The following is a 17,582-nucleotide window of genomic DNA, read 5'->3' on the forward strand; positions in this document are numbered from 1 at the left end:
GTCTGGCATCACCTGCAAGTCATCTGGGCATGTCTTCGTGCTGGACCGGCAGGGGAATCTGAAGAAGGACATCCGGGTCGGTGAGGGTACGGCGTACCACCCGGGCGGGCTGGACTTCGACGGGAAGGACGTGTGGGTGCCGGCGGCGGAGTACCGGCCGAACTCGCGGGCGATCGTCTACACGGTCGACCCGAAGACCTACCGCGTCACCGAGCGTTTCCGGGTGCAGGACCACGTCGGGGGAGTGGTGCGCGACCGGACGACCGGTCAGGTCCACGGGGTGAGCTGGGGCTCCCGCACGCTCTACGACTGGACGCCCGCCGGCAAGCAGCTCGGCAAGATGGCCAACGAGTCCCACCTGCTCGACTACCAGGACTGCGACTACGCCGCTCGCGGCAAGCAGCTCTGCGGCGGCGTCACGACCCTGCCCGGCCCCAACAACACGTCGTACGACCTCGGCGGCCTGGCCCTCCTGGACCTCCGCACCAATCGCATCCTGCACGAGATCCCGTTCCCGTACTTCTCCCCAACCACCAACCACAATGCCACCCGAAACCCGGTAGCCCTCGAAACCACCCCCACCACCCTCCGCCTCTACACAGCCCCCGACGACGGCGAAAACCCCGGTGGCACCGAACTCCAGATCTACGAGTCCCCGCTCAAGTAGGCGTGACGGTCTTCGCCGTCTCGAGCAGCCGGGTGGCCCAATCGATGCTCTTGGCCGCGTCTGCGGCACACACCGAGGTCGCTTGGTACTGCGACTTGGACTTGAGCCTCAGCAGCCGGGACAGCGACGCGCTGCTGTCCCGGCCCGCCGGTCCGGCACCCTTGAGCTCAGCGATCGCCTCGGCGTGGTTGTCGGACTTCTTGGTCCGGCCGGTGAGAGCCAGACAGATTGCATCCTTGGAGTTGATGCCTGAGGTCACGGCGTTGGCCGCCGCCGCGTTGTAGAGCTCGAGGTCATTGGTCAGGTCTGCGGCGTCGAGAAACTCGCGAGCCTTCGCCAGGTGCGCCCGGGCTTCGTCGAGTGCAGGCACTAACCGGCCTTCCGGTCGAGGGTTTGCCGTGGAGTGCTGCCGGTGATCGGCACGGCGTCGCGCCGGAGTTCGTTGACGATGCGCTCCTTGCGACTGATGAGGTCGCGCACCTCTTGCCCGCTGTATTCGACAACCTCACAGGAATTGCCGGACCACAGACTCGCGTGTGCCGACAGTGTGTCGACCTGCCTGAGCCACACAGGATCCGACGCGTCGACGTCGTCCGGCCGGACGATCAGCAGATCGACGTCGCTGCCGGCGTCGCCTTGCCCCCGGGCGGTAGAACCGAAGAGCCAGATCGCCTTCGCAGGGATCTCCCATGCCTCGGCTTCTGCCCTGATCCGGTCGAGCAGGACGTCGCGGAGTCGTGCGAGCTGATCGATCGCCGGTGCCGCGACATGATCCCGGTTGAGCGTGTAGAGCCGGGCGCGACCGGCCGGCTCGGCGATGACGACGCCGTTGTCGACCAGGTCGGCCAGAACCTTCTGGACGCCGCTAGGGCTAGCTGGAGACTGCAGGAGCCCGGCTACGGCCCGGCCGGTCAACGCGCGATCGGTTCGGGCGAGCACGCCGAGAACCCGGCCGTGCAGCCCCGGCACCACACTGGACATCGGCTCGGAGAAGCGCATCCGCAGTCCACCTCCATTGCCCACTATATCAAGCATATGTCCACTTTTCAGAACATAGTCAGCTGGCCCGCGGAATGATGCGGGCGGGGATGTCGTGGTGGTGGCAGAGGGCCAGTAGGGCGGTGCCGTCGATGAGTTGGAGGGGTTTGCCGTTGGCGAACTGGTAGCTGGTGGGGCCGAAGCCCGAGGTGGTGATCAGAATGCCTTTGGTGGCGCCGGCGTCGACGACGGTGCCGAAGAGATCGCGGACGGCGGACGGTGGGACGGTGCGGGTCCAGAGCTTCGCCTGGACGACGAACTTCCCGCCGGTGATCGGGCGCGGGTCGTAGGCCACGCAGTCGATCCCGCCGTCCGTCCCGCGCCGGAACAGCCTGGTCTCCAGCCCCATCCGCGTGAGCAGGTTGTGCACCAGATGCTCGAAGGCCTCGGGGGTGAGATCCAACAAGTTCGGGCGGGCGTCGATCTCGCTGATCACGTCGACCGCCTCGACGGTGCGCGGGTCGGCGAGGTCGAACTCCAGCACCGGCTCGACCGGCTGCAACTCCTCCGGGTGCCGTGACACCTCAGCAGCGAAGTAGTGCCGCACGCACGCCACCGGATCGAGCTGGTCGAGCACCAGCGCCTGGTACTGCTCCCGCGTCGCCCGCAACGTGATCAGGCACGGCCGCACGGTCTGCCCGGTCGTCAGGTCGACCGACTCGACCATCCCGTTGAACACGACGGTCTCGACCACGCCGTACCTGTCGCTCCCGAACACCAAGTGCAGCGCGCGCAGAGCCAGCTGCGCCACCAGTTGCTGGTACAGCCGTCGGAGCTCCAGCGGCTCCCGCATGACCGGCAGCACCGCATCCAGCGAGCGGTCGTAGCGGTACGAGGCTTCGGCCGGTACGGCGCTGACGTCGGGCAGGTCCCACTCCACCGCGAGCAGCGTCGACTCGGGGACGTACCCGACCTTGCGCCGGCGCGGAAAGTCGAGCGGCTCGGGCACCCGGTCCAGCGCCCGGGTGAAGTACCGCGTCACGGCAGCGCGGTCGCGGGTGCGGACCGCGTGCTCGTACGCGTCGATCCGCGCATGCTGCTCCGCGGTCGCCTCGTCCAGCCGGCGCTGGTGCTCGACCTGCTCCCGCAGCGCTCGTGCCACCCGCTCCTTGCGGGCTTCCTCAAAAGCCCGGTGCCGCTCGATCGCCTCCGCGAACCGGTCCTCCGCATCGGCGAGCCGGCGCGCGAACCGGCGCTCGGCGCCCCACCACCGGAACCGGCCCGGCGCCTGGGGCACGAACGCATCCCAGACAGGTCCGGGATGCGCCTCGAGATCGGCCGTCGACACGGTCGGCGGCGCGCGCCGCGCCGCCCGCTTCAGGGTCTGCAGCTCGGTGCCGTGGACGTCGACCGCCAGCGCGCCGGCGAGGATGCCGCCGAGGACCTGGACGCGCTCCTGCACCGCAGCGGTACGTTGCGCCGCCTCGGCAGTACGCCCGGGCGGACGGTCGCTGCGGGCGTGACCTTCCACGGATCGGCCCATCGCCTCACACCTCTCCACTCCAAGGTAACGGTCCCAGCACGCTCCGCGACCGATGTGACGCAGAGTTGGTAAGGACATTGCTTGCCGTCCACCCCTCGTTTCCTGCCGCGCGTGCACTTGCAGACGCATTTGGCGAGCGTGACGATGGCAACTATGAGCCAGCCGTCGTATGCGTCCGGGGTGTTCGAGGTTCCGTTGCTGGGCGAGACGATCGGCGCGAACCTGAGACGCACGATCCACACGTACGGCGACCGCGAGGCGCTCGTCGAGGTGCAGACCGGGCGGCGCTGGACGTACGACGAGTTCGGCGCCGAGGTCGAACTGGTCGCGCGCGGCCTGATGGCCCGGAACATCGCGAAGGGCGACCGGGTCGGCATCTGGGCGCCGAACCAGGCCGAGTGGACGATCACCCAGTACGCGACCGCGCTGATGGGCGCGATCCTGGTGAACATCAACCCGGCGTACCGCACCCACGAGCTGTCCTACGCGCTGAACCAGTCCGGGGTCCGGCTGCTCGTCTCCGCGACCGAGTTCAAGACTAGCGACTACCGGGCGATGGTCGACGAGGTGAAGCCCGACTGCGCCGCCCTCGAGCAGATCGTCTACCTCGGCACCGGCGACTGGGACGCGCTGCGCGACGACGCGGCGCGGATCCCGCTCGACCAGTTGCACGCCCGCGAGGCGGAGCTGTCCTTCGACGACCCGATCAACATCCAGTACACCAGCGGTACGACGGGGTTCCCGAAGGGCGCGACGCTCAGCCACCACAACATCCTGAACAACGGCTTCTTCGTCACCGAGACGATCGCGTTCACCGCCGACGACCGCCTGTGTATCCCCGTGCCCTTCTACCACTGCTTCGGCATGGTCATGGGCAACCTCGGCTGCACCACGCACGGCGCCTGCATGGTGATCCCGGGGCCGGCGTTCGATCCGGCGGCCACGCTGCAGGCCGTCCAGGACGAAGGGTGCACCGGGCTGTACGGCGTACCGACGATGTTCATCGCCGAGCTCGGCCTGCCGGGCTTCGCGGACTACGACCTGACCAGCCTGCGGACCGGGGTGATGGCCGGATCGCCGTGTCCGGTCGAGGTGATGAAGCGCTGCGTAGCCGACATGCACATGGCCGAGGTCGCGATCTGCTACGGGATGACCGAGACCTCGCCGGTGTCCACGCAGACCCGGCGCGACGACGACCTGGACCGCCGGACGTCGACCGTCGGCCGGGTGATGCCGCACGTCGAGGTGAAGCTGGTCGACCCGGCGACCGGGCTGGTCGTCGACCGCGGCGAGACCGGCGAGCTGTGCACCCGCGGGTACTCGGTGATGCTCGGGTACTGGGACGAGCCGGACAAGACCGCGGAGGCGATCGACCAGGCCCGCTGGATGCACACCGGTGACCTCGCGACGATGCGCGAGGACGGCTACGTGAACATCGTCGGCCGGATCAAGGACATGGTCATCCGCGGCGGCGAGAACGTGTACCCGCGCGAGATCGAGGAGTTCCTCTACACGCACCCGGCGATCGCCGACGTCCAGGTGATCGGGGTCCCCGACGAGAAGTACGGCGAGGAGCTCTGCGCCTGGATCAAGCTCAAACCCGGCGCGGACCCGCTGGACGCCGACGCGGTCAGGACGTTCGCCGCCGGCAAGCTCGCGCATTTCAAGATCCCGAAGTACGTCGTGCTCGTCGACGACTTCCCGATGACGGTCACCGGGAAGATCCGCAAGGTCGAGATGCGCGAGAAGTCCGTCGAGCTGCTCGGACTGAACTGAGCAGCGACCCCGCGCCGAAGGCCGCGCCTGCACGCCCTAGTCCTTCAGGTGTTCGGCGAACGCCTGTAATGCAAGGGTTTCCTCGCCGCGGCGCCAGGTCAGGGCGAGAGCCGAGTCGGGTACGCCGGTCAGCGGGATGCTGATGATGTCGGCGCGCTGGTTGCGGCTGGCGGTGGCCTGGCAGACGAGCATCGCGCCGCGGTCGGCGGCGATCAGTGAGAGGCCCTCGGAGAAGGTGCGCACCTCGGGGCCGCGATGGATCAGTGATCCGGCCGGGGTCTGGGTGGGGGCCTGGGTCAGGCGCCAGTAGGTCGGGGCCGGGCCGGAGAAACCGATCAGGGTCTCGCCGGCCAGATCCTCCACGTCGACCGACGGGCGGCCGGCCAGCCGGTGCCGCTTCGACACCGCGAGGGTCTGCGGCACCTTGGAGAAGATCGGTCCGACCACGAGGTCGTCCTCCGCGATCGGCAGCAGCGCCACGGCCGCGTCGACGTCGCCGCGCCGCAGGGCGCTGAACGGGTCGTTCATCGGGAGCTCCCAGACGTCGATCAGGCAGTTCGGGTTGCGCGACTGGAAGGCCGACACCGCGTTCAGGATCTCGTCGTTCACCGTGCCCTGGAAGCCGATCCGGAGCTGACCCTTGACGCAGGCGGCGTACTCGCGGGCATTCTCGACGACGCGCTCCAGGGCGACGTACGCCGGGCGCAACGACGTCAGGAACTCCTTGCCCAGCGGGGTCAGCGCCACCCGGCGACTGGTCCGCTCGAACAGCGGCCCGCCGATCCGTCGCTCCAGCGCCTGCAGCAGCTGACTGACGCGGCTCTGCGAGAGGTACAGACGTTCCGCCGTACGGCCGAAGTGCAGCTCGTCGGCGAGGACGAGGAAGCACTCCAGCTCACGGATCTCGACAGCCACGGCGTACCTCCGATCGATGAGCTCAGCTAATACAAGCATGACCAGATCGCCGTTGTTCCGCACCTCCTCGGGACGGCTCACTGGAGGTATGACGACGATCTGCGCCGACGAGACAGTCACCCGGGGATGGGCCGCACCGATCACGATGGCCGTGACGGTGTTCACCGTGGTGACCGCCGAGATGCTTCCGGTCGGCCTGCTCACGCCGATCGGCGAATCCCTCCAGGTGACAGAAGGCACCGCAGGCCTCGCACTCACGACAACGGGCGTTGTCTCGGCCGTGGCCGCGCCCGTGCTGCCGCTTACGCTGGGCAGGTTGGACCGCCGGGCAGCGCTCGGTGGGTTGATGGTGTTGCTCGCCCTCGGGTCGTTCGTCGTCGCGATCGCGCCGGTCTACTGGTTGTTCATCGCAGCGCGAGTCCTGATAGGCCTTTCGATCGGCGGTGTCTGGACGCTGACCATCGGCCTGGCCCGCCGCGTCGTCCCCGAGCATGCAGCCGGTCCTGCGACCTCACTCATCTTCAGCGGCATCGGAATCGCTTCGGTGCTGGGCATCCCGGCCGGCGCGTACGTCGGTGAACTCCTCGGCTGGCGCTGGGCGTTCGCAGGTGTCGGCGTGCTGTCCCTGGCGCTGGCGGTCGCGCTGACCTTCCACCTTCCGTCGCTCGCACCGGAGAAGGCGGTGGGCTGGAAGGACGTACGGGATGTCCTGCAGATCCAGCAGGTCCGCGTCGGCCTCGTGCTGGTCGTGTTGATCGTGACCGGCCACTTCGCGGCGTACACCTACATCCGCCCGCTCCTCGAACCGCACACCGGTCCGGCGCTGATCGGGACCTTCCTGCTCGCGTACGGCGTGGCGGGTGTCATCGGCAACTTCCTCACCGGCGCCCTCCGCCCGTCCCGGGCCCTGGCCGTCATCGCCGGCGGCATCGCGCTGTCCGCGCTGGCGATGCCTCTCATCGGTACGACGGTCGCGGGATCCCTTGTCCTGCTGGTGATCTGGGGTCTCGCGTACGGCGGGACGAGCGTCAGCACCCAGGCCTGGGGGCACGCGGCGGCGCCCGGTGCCGCCGAATCGTCGTCCGCTGTCCTGGTGGGGGTGTACAACGGAGCGATCGCACTGGGCGCCTTCACCGGCGGCCAGTGCGCCGACCGCCTCGGTACGACGGCGGTCACCTGGCTGCCTGCGGTCCTGGCGACCGCGGCGCTGCTCGTCCTGCTAGCGAACCGCCGCCAGCGCGGCTGAGTCCTCCTCGCCGAAGTCGTCCTCGAGCTTCTCCGGCGAGTAGTCGAGATCGATCCCGGCGACGTCCGCGCCGACCGCCGACTCGATCGCGCCGAGCCGGCGGGTGGCGCGATCACCGGCATACGTCATCAGGGCCGTCGGGTTGATCTCCGGCGGCAACTCCGGCGAGTTGTCGAGCGCCCACTGGATCTGTACCAGCGCGTGCGGGAGCAGTTCCTCCATCGTGTCGGTGACGACCTTCCAGTTCGACGCGTCCGCGGCGACGTGCCGGCGGCAGGTGAACGTGCCCCACGCCATGTGCCGCCGTTCGTCGTCACCGATCCGGCGGATCAGCTCCTGCATCCCCGGCAGCACGCCGCGCGACGTACACAGCAGGTTCCACGCGTGGTAGCCGGTCAGCGCCAGAGTCCCTTCCACCACGTGGTTGTAGGTCACCGACGCGCGGACCTGGTTGGCCGGCGACGGGTCGTCGGCCAGCGACTTCAGCGCGACCGGCAGTGCCTCGTAGAAGATCGCGCGGTAGCCCGGGTTGTTCTCGACGTAGCGGTGCAGGTCCTCGGTGACGCCGACCGCGTCCAGCCAGAGCCGGAAGACCGCGGTGTGCTTGGCCTCCTCGAAGCAGAACTGGGTCAGGTACATCTCGTCGCCGAACCGGCCCTCGGCCGCCATCGCCTGCAGGAACGGCTGCAAGTCCTCGGTCACCGCCTCCTCGCCGGCGATGAACTGCGAGCAGAGCATCAACGCGTTGTCCTTGTCGTTGTCGCTCAGCTCCTGCCAGTCCTTCGCGTCCTGGCTGAAGTCGATGTCGCGCGGGTTCCAGAACTTGCGGTTGCCCTTGTCGAACAGCCGCAACGGCATCGCGTCCCAGTTGAGGCCGCCGGCCTTGAGCGAGCTGAAGCCTTGCCTGTGCAGGTCGTTCATACGTGCTGCCTCCGGGATTCGGCGAGGAAGGGTGACAGAACACGAGCCAGCTGCGCCGCCACCACCGCCGGGGGAGGGCCGGGGGTGACGATGTGGCTGATGACGACGCGCAAGGCGACGTCGACGCAGCTGGTCGCGTCTTCCGCAGGCACCTCCGGCCAGTGCTCCCTGACATGGGCATCCAGTCGGAGGTGTGCCAGCTCCAGCACCTGCTGCCCCCGTGTGGTCAGCAGTTGACTGGCCTGGTCCGATCCCGGCTGACCCAGCGCCGCCTTCACCAGCGGGTTCTCCCCGGCCAGCGTGAGCGCCCGCTCCACGGCGGCCCGGAGGCCGTCGATCGGGGCCCAGTCCGATTCCTTCCCCGCCCCACCACCCCGGTCTGGCTGCCCGGCGAGCGCCGCGTTCACATCCAGCAGGAACCGCTCGGTCTCGCGCGCCGCGACGGCCTCCAGGACGCCCCACTTGTCGCCGAACTCGTTGTAGACGGTCTGCCGGGACACCCCGGTCCGACGGGCCACTTCGGCCATCCGAAGCCCGTCGTACCCACCTGTCTCGATGGCGTCCTGCGCAGCGTCCAGCAACTCGTCCCGCAGTCGGCGTTTGGTCCGATCGGCAAACGAGTCCATGCGGACGAGGGTTTACAAAAATGTTCCTGATGTCAAGTGCTCGGACACTGTGTCTTAGTTTGTCAAGTGCGTGCGCGGTCGACGGCGGACTGCGGAGTCGCGCCGCCGGCGGGAGCACGTAGGGTTGGGGACGTGTCAACCGCCGCTCTTGAACCCGCTCCCGATACCGCCGACGTGCCGGAATTGGTGGTCGGGTTCGACCTGGACATGACGTTGATCGACTCTCGCCCAGGGATCCAGGCCGTCTGGGACCTGCTGGCCGCGGAGACCGGCGTACCGATCGACACCGACCTGGTGGTGAGCCGGCTCGGGCCGCCGCTGACCTGGGAGATGGCGAACTGGTTCCCGGCCGAGCAGGTCGACACGATGGTCGCGCGGTACCGCGAGCACTACCCGGACCACGCGATCACCGGCAGCCTGCCGTTGCCGGGCGTCGCCGAGTCGCTGGCCGCGATCCGGGCGCTGCGCGGGCGGACGATGGTCGTGTCCGCGAAGCACACCCCGTCGGTCCGGCTGCATCTGGAGCACCTCGGGCTCGATGTCGACGAGCCGGTCGGCGACCTGCACGGCGCCGAGAAGGGGACCGCGCTGCGCGAGCACCGGGCCACGATCTTCGTCGGCGATCACACCGCCGACATCGACGGCGCGCATGCGGCCGGTGCGCTCGCGGTGTCGGTCGCGACCGGCCCGTTCACCGCGGACGAGCTGCGCGCGTACGGCGCCGACGTCGTGCTGAACGACCTGACCGAATTCCCCGCCTGGCTCGACGCGTACGTGCTCGAGCAGCGGCTGGAAGCGCTCATGCGGCGGCTGTCGTCATACGAGAAGATGGTGGTCGCGTTCAGCGGCGGCGCCGACTCGGCGTTCCTGCTCGCGGCCGCGGCCCGGGCGATCGGCCCCGCGAACGTGGTCGCGGCGACCGCGGTGTCGCCGTCGCTGCCGGCCGCGGAGCTGGAGCCGGCAGCGCGGTTCGCGGACGCGCTCGGGGTCCGGCACGTCACGCCGCACACGCACGAGATGGAGCGCGAGGGGTACCAGGCGAACTCGGGTGCCCGGTGCTACTTCTGCAAGGCCGAGCTGGTCGAGACGCTGCAGCCGATCGCGGACGACTTCGGCATCACCGCGATCGCGACCGGGACGAACGCCGACGACGCGATCGCCGGGTTCCGGCCGGGCATCCGGGCCGCCTTCGAGCGGGGCGCGCTGACGCCGCTGAAGGACGCGCGGCTGACCAAGGCGCAGATCCGGACAGCGTCGCGCAGCTGGGGTCTGGAGACGTCGGACAAACCCGCCGCGGCCTGCCTGTCCAGCCGGATCGCGTACGGCATCCGGATCACCCCGAACCTGCTCGTCCGGGTCGACCGCGCCGAGCAGGCGGTCCGCGCGCACCTCACGTCGTACGGCGTGCAGAACGTGCGCGTCCGGGACCTCGGGGAGACCGCCTCGATCGAGATCGACGCCGCGTTGCTGGACCGCGTGGACCACGAAGCGCTCGTGAATGCGGTCATGGCCGAAGGGTTCCCGGCCGCGCAGGTGGACCCGCGCGGGTTCCGCTCCGGCTCGATGAACGAACGGCTGGCGGAGCCGGAGAAATACCGGAACCTGTAAGGGGTGCGGGGAGGCTGCTCGATCAGGTAGTTTCCCGGAGGCGCCGTCGCGCGGTGTCACGTACGCTGGGTTTCCTGATCGGGCCTCACGGCCCTGTCGCTTCCGACGATCGACTGAAGAGGTTGCCGTGCCCGTTGGCAAGGTGAAGTGGTACGACTCCGAGAAGGGGTTCGGATTCCTCAGCAAGGAGGAGGGCGGGGACGTCTATGTCCGCGCCGAGGCCTTGCCGTCGGGTGTGACCAACCTGAAGCCCGGTCAAAAGGTCGAGTTCGGCGTCGTCGAGGGCCGCAAGGGCGAGCAGGCGCTGCAGGTCCGGCTGATCGACCCGCCGCCGTCGGTGGCCAAGGCGATGCGCCCGAAGCCGGAGGAGATGCAGGTCGTCATCGAGGACCTGATCAAGCTCCTCGACCGCCTCGGCGAGAACTACCGCCGCGGCCGCCAGCCCGACAACAAGTCCGCCCGCCAGGTCGCCACCGTCCTGCGCGGCGTCGCCGACAAACTCGACTACTGACCCGCAGCCAGGCGCACCCGGGGCCGCGGGGTTGCGGAGCGCCGCATTTGGTGGGTTGGCGGCCGAGATGCAGGGTTGGCGACCGAAATATCCGGCGCAAACCCATCCTGTGGGACGTCCACCCACCACATTTGCTGGGTCAGCCAGGCACATGGGGTTGAGCGGGTCAACGGGGTGCGCGGGTGATGCGGGCCTCGATGCCGTCGAGGACCGTGTCCAGGCCGAAGGTGAACTCTCCGGCGTCGAAGTCGCCCGCGTAGCCCTCGTCGAGCGGTTGCTCGAGGGTCGCCGCGATCCCGGGGAAGCGGTCCGGCGTCGCGAGCATCGTGAGGCGCTCGGTGTAGAGCCTGTCGGCCGCGCGGACGGCGTCGGGGTCGGTCAGCATGTGCGCGGTGAGTTGCGCCGTACCGCGGACGTAGATGTTCACCAGCAGCATCGCGGACAGCCGGTCCGGCGGTGTGAGCGGCGTCCCGGCGAACGCGTCCAGTCCCGACTCCATCCAGGCCAGCTGGTTCGGTGACAGCGGCGGCTCCTGGACCGGGATCTGCAGGATCCACGGGTGCCGCCGCAGCCCGTCGCGGAACGCCTCGGCCCAGGCGGTGATCCGGGCCCGCCAGCCGGTCTCCGGGTCGAGTGCCGGCGGGTCGCCGAAGGCGTGCTCGAGCATCACGACGTACAGGTCGTCCTTGGCGTCGACGTACCGGTAGAGCGACATCGTGGTGAAGCCGAGCTCGGCCGCCACCTTGCTCATCGAGACCGCCGCGAGCCCGCCCACGTCGGCCAGCTTGATCGCTGCCCGCGCGATGTCGCTGATGTGGAAGGCCGGCTTCGGCCCCGGGCGGCTGCGCCCCTCGATACCCCACAACTGCTGCAAGACCCTCGGCAGCTCGCTCTCGTCCATGCGCCGCAGTCTATCTGTTTACAGCATAGACAGTCTTGTGTATGGTCTGTGTATGCCGCACACAGTGTGCGTCATATACAGATAAACCGGAGGGGCGTCATGGGGACCACTGAACGGGCGGGCCGCAAGGAATGGATCGCGCTCGGCGTGCTCGCACTGCCGCTGCTGCTGGTCTCGATGGACGTGTCGGTGCTGTACTTCGCGGTCCCGTTCATCAGCGCGGACCTCGGCGTCGACGCGACCGAACAGCTGTGGATCTTCGACATCTACGGGTTCGTGCTGGCCGGCCTGCTGATCACCATGGGGTCGCTCGGCGACCGGATCGGCCGCCGCCGGTTGCTGCTGTTCGGCGCGATCGGCTTCGGGCTCGCCTCGGTCGCGGCGGCGTACGCGCAGAACCCCGAGCAGCTGATCGCGGCCCGCGCGCTGCTCGGGATCGGCGGCGCGACCCTGATGCCATCCACCCTGGCGCTGATCCGGAACATGTTCCACGACCCGAAGCAGCGGTCGAAGGCGATCGCGTTCTGGAGCGCGGTGATGATGGGCGGGATCACCCTCGGTCCGGTGCTCGGCGGGTTCCTGCTGGAGCACTTCTGGTGGGGATCGGTGTTCTTGATCAACACTCCGGCGATGGTCCTGCTGGTCGTGCTGGCGCCGGTGCTGCTGCCCGAGTTCAAGGCTCCGGTGCGCGGGCGGTTCGACCTGCTCGGGTCAGTGCTGTCGCTGGCCGCCGTACTGCCGGTGATCTGGGGGATCAAGGAGTTGGCAGCGCACGGTGTGTCCGCACTGCCGGTGGCGGCGATCGTGACCGGGCTGGTGTTCGGGGTGCTGTTCGTCCAGCGGCAGCGGACCGCGAAGAACCCGATGGTCGACCTGTCGATGTTCCGCAACCGCGCGTTCAGCGGGTCGCTGGCGGCGAACACCATCGGCACCCTGGCGCTCGTCGGCAACGCGGTGTTCCTGACCCAGTACCTGCAGTTGGTGCACGGTCTCTCGCCGTTGAAGGCCGCGCTGTGGTCGCTGGCCCCGTCGGTCCTGGTCGGCGGCGCGGCTCCGCTCGCCACCGCGCTGGCCGGGAAGATGGACCGCGCCTACGTGATCGGTGGAGCGTTCGTGCTCGCGGCTTCGGGGTACGGCGTGCTCACCCGGATCCAGGTCGACTCGTCGCTGGTGGTGCCGCTGCTCGGCGCCGGTCTGCTGGCGGCCGGTCTGGTGATGGTGATGACCCTGGTGACCGAAGCGGTGGTGGGCTCGGTCGCGCCGGAGCGGGCCGGCTCGGCGTCCGCGGTGATGGAGACCTGCGCCGAGTTCGGCGGCGCGCTCGGGATCGCCGTCCTGGGCTCGATCGGCACTGCGGTCTACCGCGCCGACGTCCCGTCCGACCTGCCGGCCGGCGTCGCGGCTCCGGTTCGCGAGGGGCTGCCCGCGGCGACCGCCGCAGCCGCGCAGCTGCCCGCGCAGGTGGCCGACACCGTCCTGGCCACCGCTCGCCATGCCTTCACCCACAGCATGAGCGTGGTCGCTCTGGTCGGCGCCGTCCTGCTGCTCGTCACCGCGGTCGGCGCCACTCTCACCCTCCGCGGCACCAGCCACGCGAGTGCTCCCGCCGAGGAGCCGGCGGCCGAGGAGGCGGAATCAGCCCCGTCCGCCTGACGCCCGAACGGCGGCCGAGTGAACCCCACTCGGCCGCCGCTTCACGTATGGCTTTGCTCCTGTCAGGGCCTCGCGCGACCGATTCGAAGCCGGTATCCGCGCCGCCTTCGCCCGCGCCCGCCGTACCGCGCGATCGTCATGCGGCTTCACCACGTTTGAGGGGTCGGCCCCTGAGCTGGTGGGTTAGGCCGCGAGATTCTCAGGGGTCAACCAACCGGCGCAGGGGCTGACCCCTGAGACGTCGAAGGGCGGCGGGGGCCTGTCGGCGTCTGTCGGCGTCTGTCAGCGCGGAGGGCGGCGGGGGTTGCTGCCGGGGCGGCGTTTGAACGGGCTGCGGTTGCGCTCCTCGGTGGGTTCCTCGGACCAGGGCTGCGGGTTCTCGCCGGTGTTCTCGTCGTCCTCGGGCTGGCCGCTCCACCAGCGGCCGATGGGCTGCTCGGGCGGCGGCTTCCGGTCGCCGGTGCGCCACTCGACGGTGGGCTCGTCGTGCGAGCTCGAGCGGCGTTGGCGGTTGGCCCGCTGCTCGGCGACGCTGAGGATCGTCCGGGTCGTGCTGTCCGCGTGGTGATCGCCCTCGTACGACGGGTCGCGATCGCGGTCGTGCGGGTGTGCCGCGGTATGCGGCTTGGTGTGTGCATCGGTGCGGGGGCCGCCGAGACCGCCCGGGCGCAGCGGCCCCGGGGTCGTCCGGGAGCTCGGCCGCATCCGCAGTACGACGAAGACGACCACCAGCAGCACGCCCGCGAGGAAGCCGAACCCGAGGCGCGGGATCAGCGGCAGCACGATCCCGCAGCCGCCGCCGATCACCCACGCGAGCTGCAGCACCGTCTCGGACCGCGCGAACACCGACGTCCGCACGGACTCCGGCACGTCGCGCTGGATCATCGCGTCCAGTGACAGCTTGCCGAGCGAACTGCACAGGCCGGCCACCAGGCCGAGGGTGATCAGGATCGGCAGGCCGTACAGCACCGCGACGGCGACCGCGACGGTCACGTCCGCGATCAGCACCACGAGCACGACCGCTTCCGGTTTACGGGCCTTGAGCAACGACCCGAGGATGGTGCCGAGACTGTTGCCGAGCCCGGCCGCGGCCACCACCGCCCCGGCCGCGACGGCGCCCTTGACCCCGCTGACCGGCTGGTCGCGGAGCAGGAACGCCAGATACATGGTCAGGAACCCGGACACGAACCGCAGGCCCAGGTTGCACCGGATCCCGCGGGCGACGGCGGCGGTGATCGCGCGGCGCCGGGCATCCCGCCCCGCCGTACCGGTCACCTCTTCGTCGGCAGGGGAGTCGACCGCGGCGGGCAGCCGGATCGCGAGGATCAGGCCGACGATGTAGACCAGCGCTGCCCAGCGCAGCGACCACTCCGGCCCGATCGCGGCGAACGCGGCCGCGATCCCGGCGCCGATCGTCGCGCCCGCGACACCGGCCAGGGAGATCCGGGAGTTCGCCGTGACGAGGGTGATTTGTTTGGGGAGCAGCCGCGGTACAGCGGAGGCGCGCGTGACGCCGTACGCCTTGGAGGCGACCAGGCAGCCGAGCGCCGCCGGATACAGCCAGGCGGAGCCGTGGCCGGCGATCGACGAGGCCAGGGCCCAGACCAGGAACGCGCGGGCGCCGAGAGTCGCCCCGATCGCCCAGCGGCGGCCGTGGCGGAAGCGGTCGAGGATCGGGCCGACCAGCGGCGCCATCAACGCGAACGGCGCCATCGTCAGCACCAGGAACAGCGCCACCCGGTCGCGCGCCTCGCCGCTCGGCACGGTGAAGAACACCGTCCCCGCCAGCGACACCGCGAACGCCGTGTCACCCGCCGCGTTCACCGCGCCGAGCTCGATCAGCCGGGACAGCCCCGACTCACCCGCGCCCTGGGCGCTGGTCAGCCCGCGGATCCGGCGGCCGGTCGCGCGACCGACCTTCCCGCTGACCTCCGCAGCCTTCTTCGACGCCGACGCGACACCTTCCGCGCCCACCTTCGAGGCATGCCCGACCTTCTTGCCGGCGCTTCCCACCCGCCCCCGAGCGTCGCTGAACCGTTCGCCCGCGGACTTCCCCGCGCTCTTCGCGCCGGCGCGTGGCGCGCCGCCGGCGGGATCGCCGCGGTTCGCGTCGGACGAGTCGGGGGATTGCATGGAACCATCCTGCCTCGTGCCGGGGACAGACCGCAGGCACCGCGCGTACGAGCGGTGCGCGGCGGCCCGGGTGACGGCGGTTCGGAGTACTGCGGACGGCGTGCGAGAATGGGCGATTGTGACTCCCGCCAGAACCCCCGAACCGGTACGCGCCAAGCCCGACGCCGTCTGCGTCGCGGCGGTCGAACCGGCACGTGAGGCCGCGATCGCCGAGGCCGGCGCCGCGCAGGTCGGGGAGCACCTCGGTCATTCGGTCGAGGGCGAGCGCCTCGTCACGCACTACTTCGCCTCCACCCACCCCGGGTACCGCGGCTGGCGGTGGGCTGTCACGGTGACCCGCGCCTCACGGGCGAAGACGGTCACGATCAACGAGGTCGTGATGCTGCCCGGCGACGAGGCCGTCGTCGCGCCGGAGTGGATCCCGTGGTCGGAGCGCGTCCAGCCCGGCGACCTGCGCCCCGGCGACCTGTTCCCGACCCACGCCGACGACCCGCGCCTGGAGCCCGGGTTCACCGACACCGCCGACGCGCCGGAGGAGGTGCTCACGGTCGTCGAGGAGCTCGGCCTCGGCCGCGAGCGCGTGCTCTCGCCGATCGGGCGGGAGGAGGCGGCCGAGCGGTGGTACGCCGGCGACTTCGGGCCGACGTCCGCGATCGCCCAGGCCGTGCCGTACAAGTGCTACTCCTGCGGCTACTGGATCCGCCTCGCCGACAGCCTCGGCCAGGCCTTCGGCGTCTGCGCCAACGAGATGGCCCCCGGCGAGGCCCGCGTCGTGGCCTACGACTACGGCTGCGGCGCCCACTCCGACGCCACCATCGACATCACCGAACCCCCCACCCCCGACCACGCCTTCGACACCACCGGCTACGACACCCTCGAACTGGAGACCTGACCAGCAGCTCGGGTTCTCGGCAGCTCGACAGTACGTATACGTCCACTGCGGGCCGATGGCCGGAGGGCTGAGCGTGCCGGCTGGTGCTTCTGAGCGACACCTCCTGTCCAGCTGCCGCCTGTGGATGACGGACCGCGTCCGACAGGCGGATTCAGGCACCATCCTGGGGTGGAATCGGTCGAGCAGGTCCTTGCGCGGCGGGGTGGTTGGGCCACTGCGTCGGAGTTGGCCGGCGTGGTCACGCGCCATGCTGTCGCGAAGGCTCTTGCGCGTGGGGACGTCCAGCGGATCGCGCTCGGGGTCTACGCACTGCCCGGCCTCCCTGCGGACACGGTGGCGGTGCTGGCCTACGACGGCGTCCTCTCGCACGTCAGCGCCGCTGCGGCGTCCGGCCTTCCGCTGTTGGTGTTACCCGAGAAGCCTCATCTGATCTTGCCGCCGCACCGCCGTCCGCGATCAGGTCCGCCTGCAGTGCTGCATTGGGCCGATGTCAGTTCGCCCGAGCGGGAGGGCCGGATCACGTACCTGCCCCGCACCGTCATCGACTGCTCGCGGATGCTCCCGTTCGGCGAGGCGCTTGCTGTCGCCGATGCCGCTCTGGCTACTCAGAAGCTGGCCTTGGAGGAGTTACTTGCCGAGGCGTCAGCGATGCGCGGTGCCGGTTGTCCGAACGCGCGCCGGGTCGCGGCCGTGGCGACGCCGTTGTCCGGGAGTTTCCTGGAGTCGATGCTCCGGGCGCTCCTGATCGACGCGGGCGTCGAGGGTTTCGAGCCGCAGGTGCTCGTGTCACACGAAGGTTTTCACGCCCGGGTCGACCTCGGACATCGCCTGGCGCGGTTGGCTCTGGAGGCCGAGGGCTTCGAGTTCCACGGTTCACGACGGGACTTCGCCGCCGACTGCTACCGGTACGACGAGCTGAACGCGGCAGGCTGGCTGGTACTCAGGTTTACCTACGAGCAGATCATCGGGGACCCGGCCTGGGTAGTTGCCACCGTTCGCGCTGCCCTGGCGCAGCGGCTCGGCGGGTGAAGCTCTGCAACTCGACAGTACGTATACGGCCACTACGGTGAGCCGCTCGGTCGGCCGAGCGTGCGAGTTGGCGCTGCTGGGCGACACTTCCTAATGAGAGTTATCGGGTCGCCGTCGGGCAGACTCGGTAGCTGGTAGGCCGCCGGTGGGTGAGCACTCTAGACCTCCTGGACGTTGAGTCCT

Annotated in this window: 16 protein-coding genes; 8 read left to right on the forward strand and 8 right to left on the reverse strand. The window is 69.8% G+C overall.

Annotated features, from left to right (window positions below; all coding sequences use genetic code 11):
• Window positions 1-37: 37 nt before the first annotated feature.
• A complete protein-coding gene (locus ABZX12_RS34500) occupies window positions 38-667 on the forward strand; it encodes a DUF6454 family protein (protein ID WP_355699628.1) in 630 nt (209 codons plus the stop codon).
• On the opposite strand, the gene ABZX12_RS34505 is transcribed toward ABZX12_RS34500, so the two are convergent.
• Genes ABZX12_RS34505 through ABZX12_RS34515 form a run of 3 tightly spaced genes read right to left on the reverse strand, consistent with a single transcriptional unit; the run spans window position 660 to window position 3,188 of the window.
• Window positions 660-1,037 carry a hypothetical protein gene (locus tag ABZX12_RS34505; RefSeq protein WP_355699629.1) on the reverse strand — a complete coding sequence of 126 codons (378 nt, stop codon included), beginning with the start codon at window positions 1,035-1,037 and terminating at the stop codon, window positions 660-662. The genes ABZX12_RS34500 and ABZX12_RS34505 overlap by 8 nt on opposite strands.
• Entirely contained in the window at window positions 1,037-1,666 is a 630-nt protein-coding gene (locus tag ABZX12_RS34510; RefSeq protein WP_355699630.1) for a nucleotidyltransferase domain-containing protein, read from the reverse strand. The genes ABZX12_RS34505 and ABZX12_RS34510 overlap by 1 nt, the downstream gene beginning before the upstream one ends.
• A gap of 58 nt (window positions 1,667-1,724) precedes the next feature.
• Window positions 1,725-3,188: a restriction endonuclease gene (locus ABZX12_RS34515; RefSeq protein ID WP_355699631.1), complete on the reverse strand. Its 1,464-nt coding sequence runs from the start codon at window positions 3,186-3,188 to the stop codon at window positions 1,725-1,727.
• A gap of 153 nt (window positions 3,189-3,341) precedes the next feature.
• Between ABZX12_RS34515 and ABZX12_RS34520 the strand changes: the two genes are divergently transcribed.
• Window positions 3,342-4,964, forward strand: coding sequence for an AMP-binding protein (locus tag ABZX12_RS34520; RefSeq protein ID WP_355699632.1), 1,623 nt, complete (start codon window positions 3,342-3,344; stop codon window positions 4,962-4,964).
• 36 nt (window positions 4,965-5,000) lie between these two features.
• On the opposite strand, the gene ABZX12_RS34525 is transcribed toward ABZX12_RS34520, so the two are convergent.
• The gene (locus tag ABZX12_RS34525) at window positions 5,001-5,960 is read right to left on the reverse strand and encodes a LysR family transcriptional regulator (protein WP_355699633.1); all 960 of its coding nucleotides are present in this window, start codon (window positions 5,958-5,960) and stop codon (window positions 5,001-5,003) included.
• A gap of 7 nt (window positions 5,961-5,967) precedes the next feature.
• Here ABZX12_RS34525 and ABZX12_RS34530 point away from each other — a divergent pair, with 7 nt between their 5' ends.
• Window positions 5,968-7,125, forward strand: a complete 1,158-nt coding sequence (locus ABZX12_RS34530; protein WP_355699634.1) for an MFS transporter — start codon at window positions 5,968-5,970, stop codon at window positions 7,123-7,125.
• Here the strand turns inward: ABZX12_RS34530 and ABZX12_RS34535 are convergent.
• Both ABZX12_RS34535 and ABZX12_RS34540 read right to left on the reverse strand, forming a co-directional pair.
• A complete protein-coding gene (locus tag ABZX12_RS34535; protein ID WP_355699635.1) occupies window positions 7,099-8,046 on the reverse strand; it encodes a R2-like ligand-binding oxidase in 948 nt (315 codons plus the stop codon). The two genes, ABZX12_RS34530 and ABZX12_RS34535, sit on opposite strands and share 27 nt — an antisense overlap.
• Complete coding sequence (locus tag ABZX12_RS34540) at window positions 8,043-8,672, reverse strand: TetR family transcriptional regulator (protein WP_355699636.1); 630 nt, start codon at window positions 8,670-8,672, stop codon at window positions 8,043-8,045. Before ABZX12_RS34540 ends, ABZX12_RS34535 begins: the two co-directional genes overlap by 4 nt.
• Before the next feature lie 132 nt (window positions 8,673-8,804).
• Here ABZX12_RS34540 and larE point away from each other — a divergent pair, with 132 nt between their 5' ends.
• Both larE and ABZX12_RS34550 read left to right on the forward strand, forming a co-directional pair.
• Window positions 8,805-10,280: an ATP-dependent sacrificial sulfur transferase LarE gene (larE, locus tag ABZX12_RS34545; protein ID WP_355699637.1), complete on the forward strand. Its 1,476-nt coding sequence runs from the start codon at window positions 8,805-8,807 to the stop codon at window positions 10,278-10,280.
• A gap of 127 nt (window positions 10,281-10,407) precedes the next feature.
• Window positions 10,408-10,791 (forward strand): cold-shock protein, encoded by a 384-nt coding sequence (locus ABZX12_RS34550; RefSeq protein ID WP_355482957.1) that lies wholly within the window; start codon window positions 10,408-10,410, stop codon window positions 10,789-10,791.
• 166 nt (window positions 10,792-10,957) lie between these two features.
• Here ABZX12_RS34550 and ABZX12_RS34555 read toward each other — a convergent pair whose 3' ends face one another.
• Window positions 10,958-11,692: a TetR/AcrR family transcriptional regulator gene (locus tag ABZX12_RS34555; RefSeq protein ID WP_355699638.1), complete on the reverse strand. Its 735-nt coding sequence runs from the start codon at window positions 11,690-11,692 to the stop codon at window positions 10,958-10,960.
• Between the two features lie 99 nt (window positions 11,693-11,791).
• On the opposite strand from ABZX12_RS34555, the gene ABZX12_RS34560 reads away from it, so the two are divergent.
• A complete protein-coding gene (locus tag ABZX12_RS34560; protein ID WP_355699639.1) occupies window positions 11,792-13,345 on the forward strand; it encodes an MFS transporter in 1,554 nt (517 codons plus the stop codon).
• Between the two features lie 282 nt (window positions 13,346-13,627).
• Here ABZX12_RS34560 and ABZX12_RS34565 read toward each other — a convergent pair whose 3' ends face one another.
• A complete protein-coding gene (locus ABZX12_RS34565; RefSeq protein ID WP_355699640.1) occupies window positions 13,628-15,478 on the reverse strand; it encodes an MFS transporter in 1,851 nt (616 codons plus the stop codon).
• A gap of 118 nt (window positions 15,479-15,596) precedes the next feature.
• Here ABZX12_RS34565 and ABZX12_RS34570 point away from each other — a divergent pair, with 118 nt between their 5' ends.
• Together ABZX12_RS34570 and ABZX12_RS34575 are read left to right on the forward strand one after the other, a co-directional pair.
• Window positions 15,597-16,370, forward strand: a complete 774-nt coding sequence (locus ABZX12_RS34570; protein WP_355699641.1) for a DUF3027 domain-containing protein — start codon at window positions 15,597-15,599, stop codon at window positions 16,368-16,370.
• Between the two features lie 168 nt (window positions 16,371-16,538).
• Window positions 16,539-17,399 (forward strand): DUF559 domain-containing protein, encoded by an 861-nt coding sequence (locus ABZX12_RS34575; protein WP_355699642.1) that lies wholly within the window; start codon window positions 16,539-16,541, stop codon window positions 17,397-17,399.
• Window positions 17,400-17,582 lie beyond the last annotated feature (183 nt).

Source organism: Kribbella sp. NPDC003505 (assembly GCF_040610875.1).
Taxonomy (GTDB): domain Bacteria; phylum Actinomycetota; class Actinomycetes; order Propionibacteriales; family Kribbellaceae; genus Kribbella.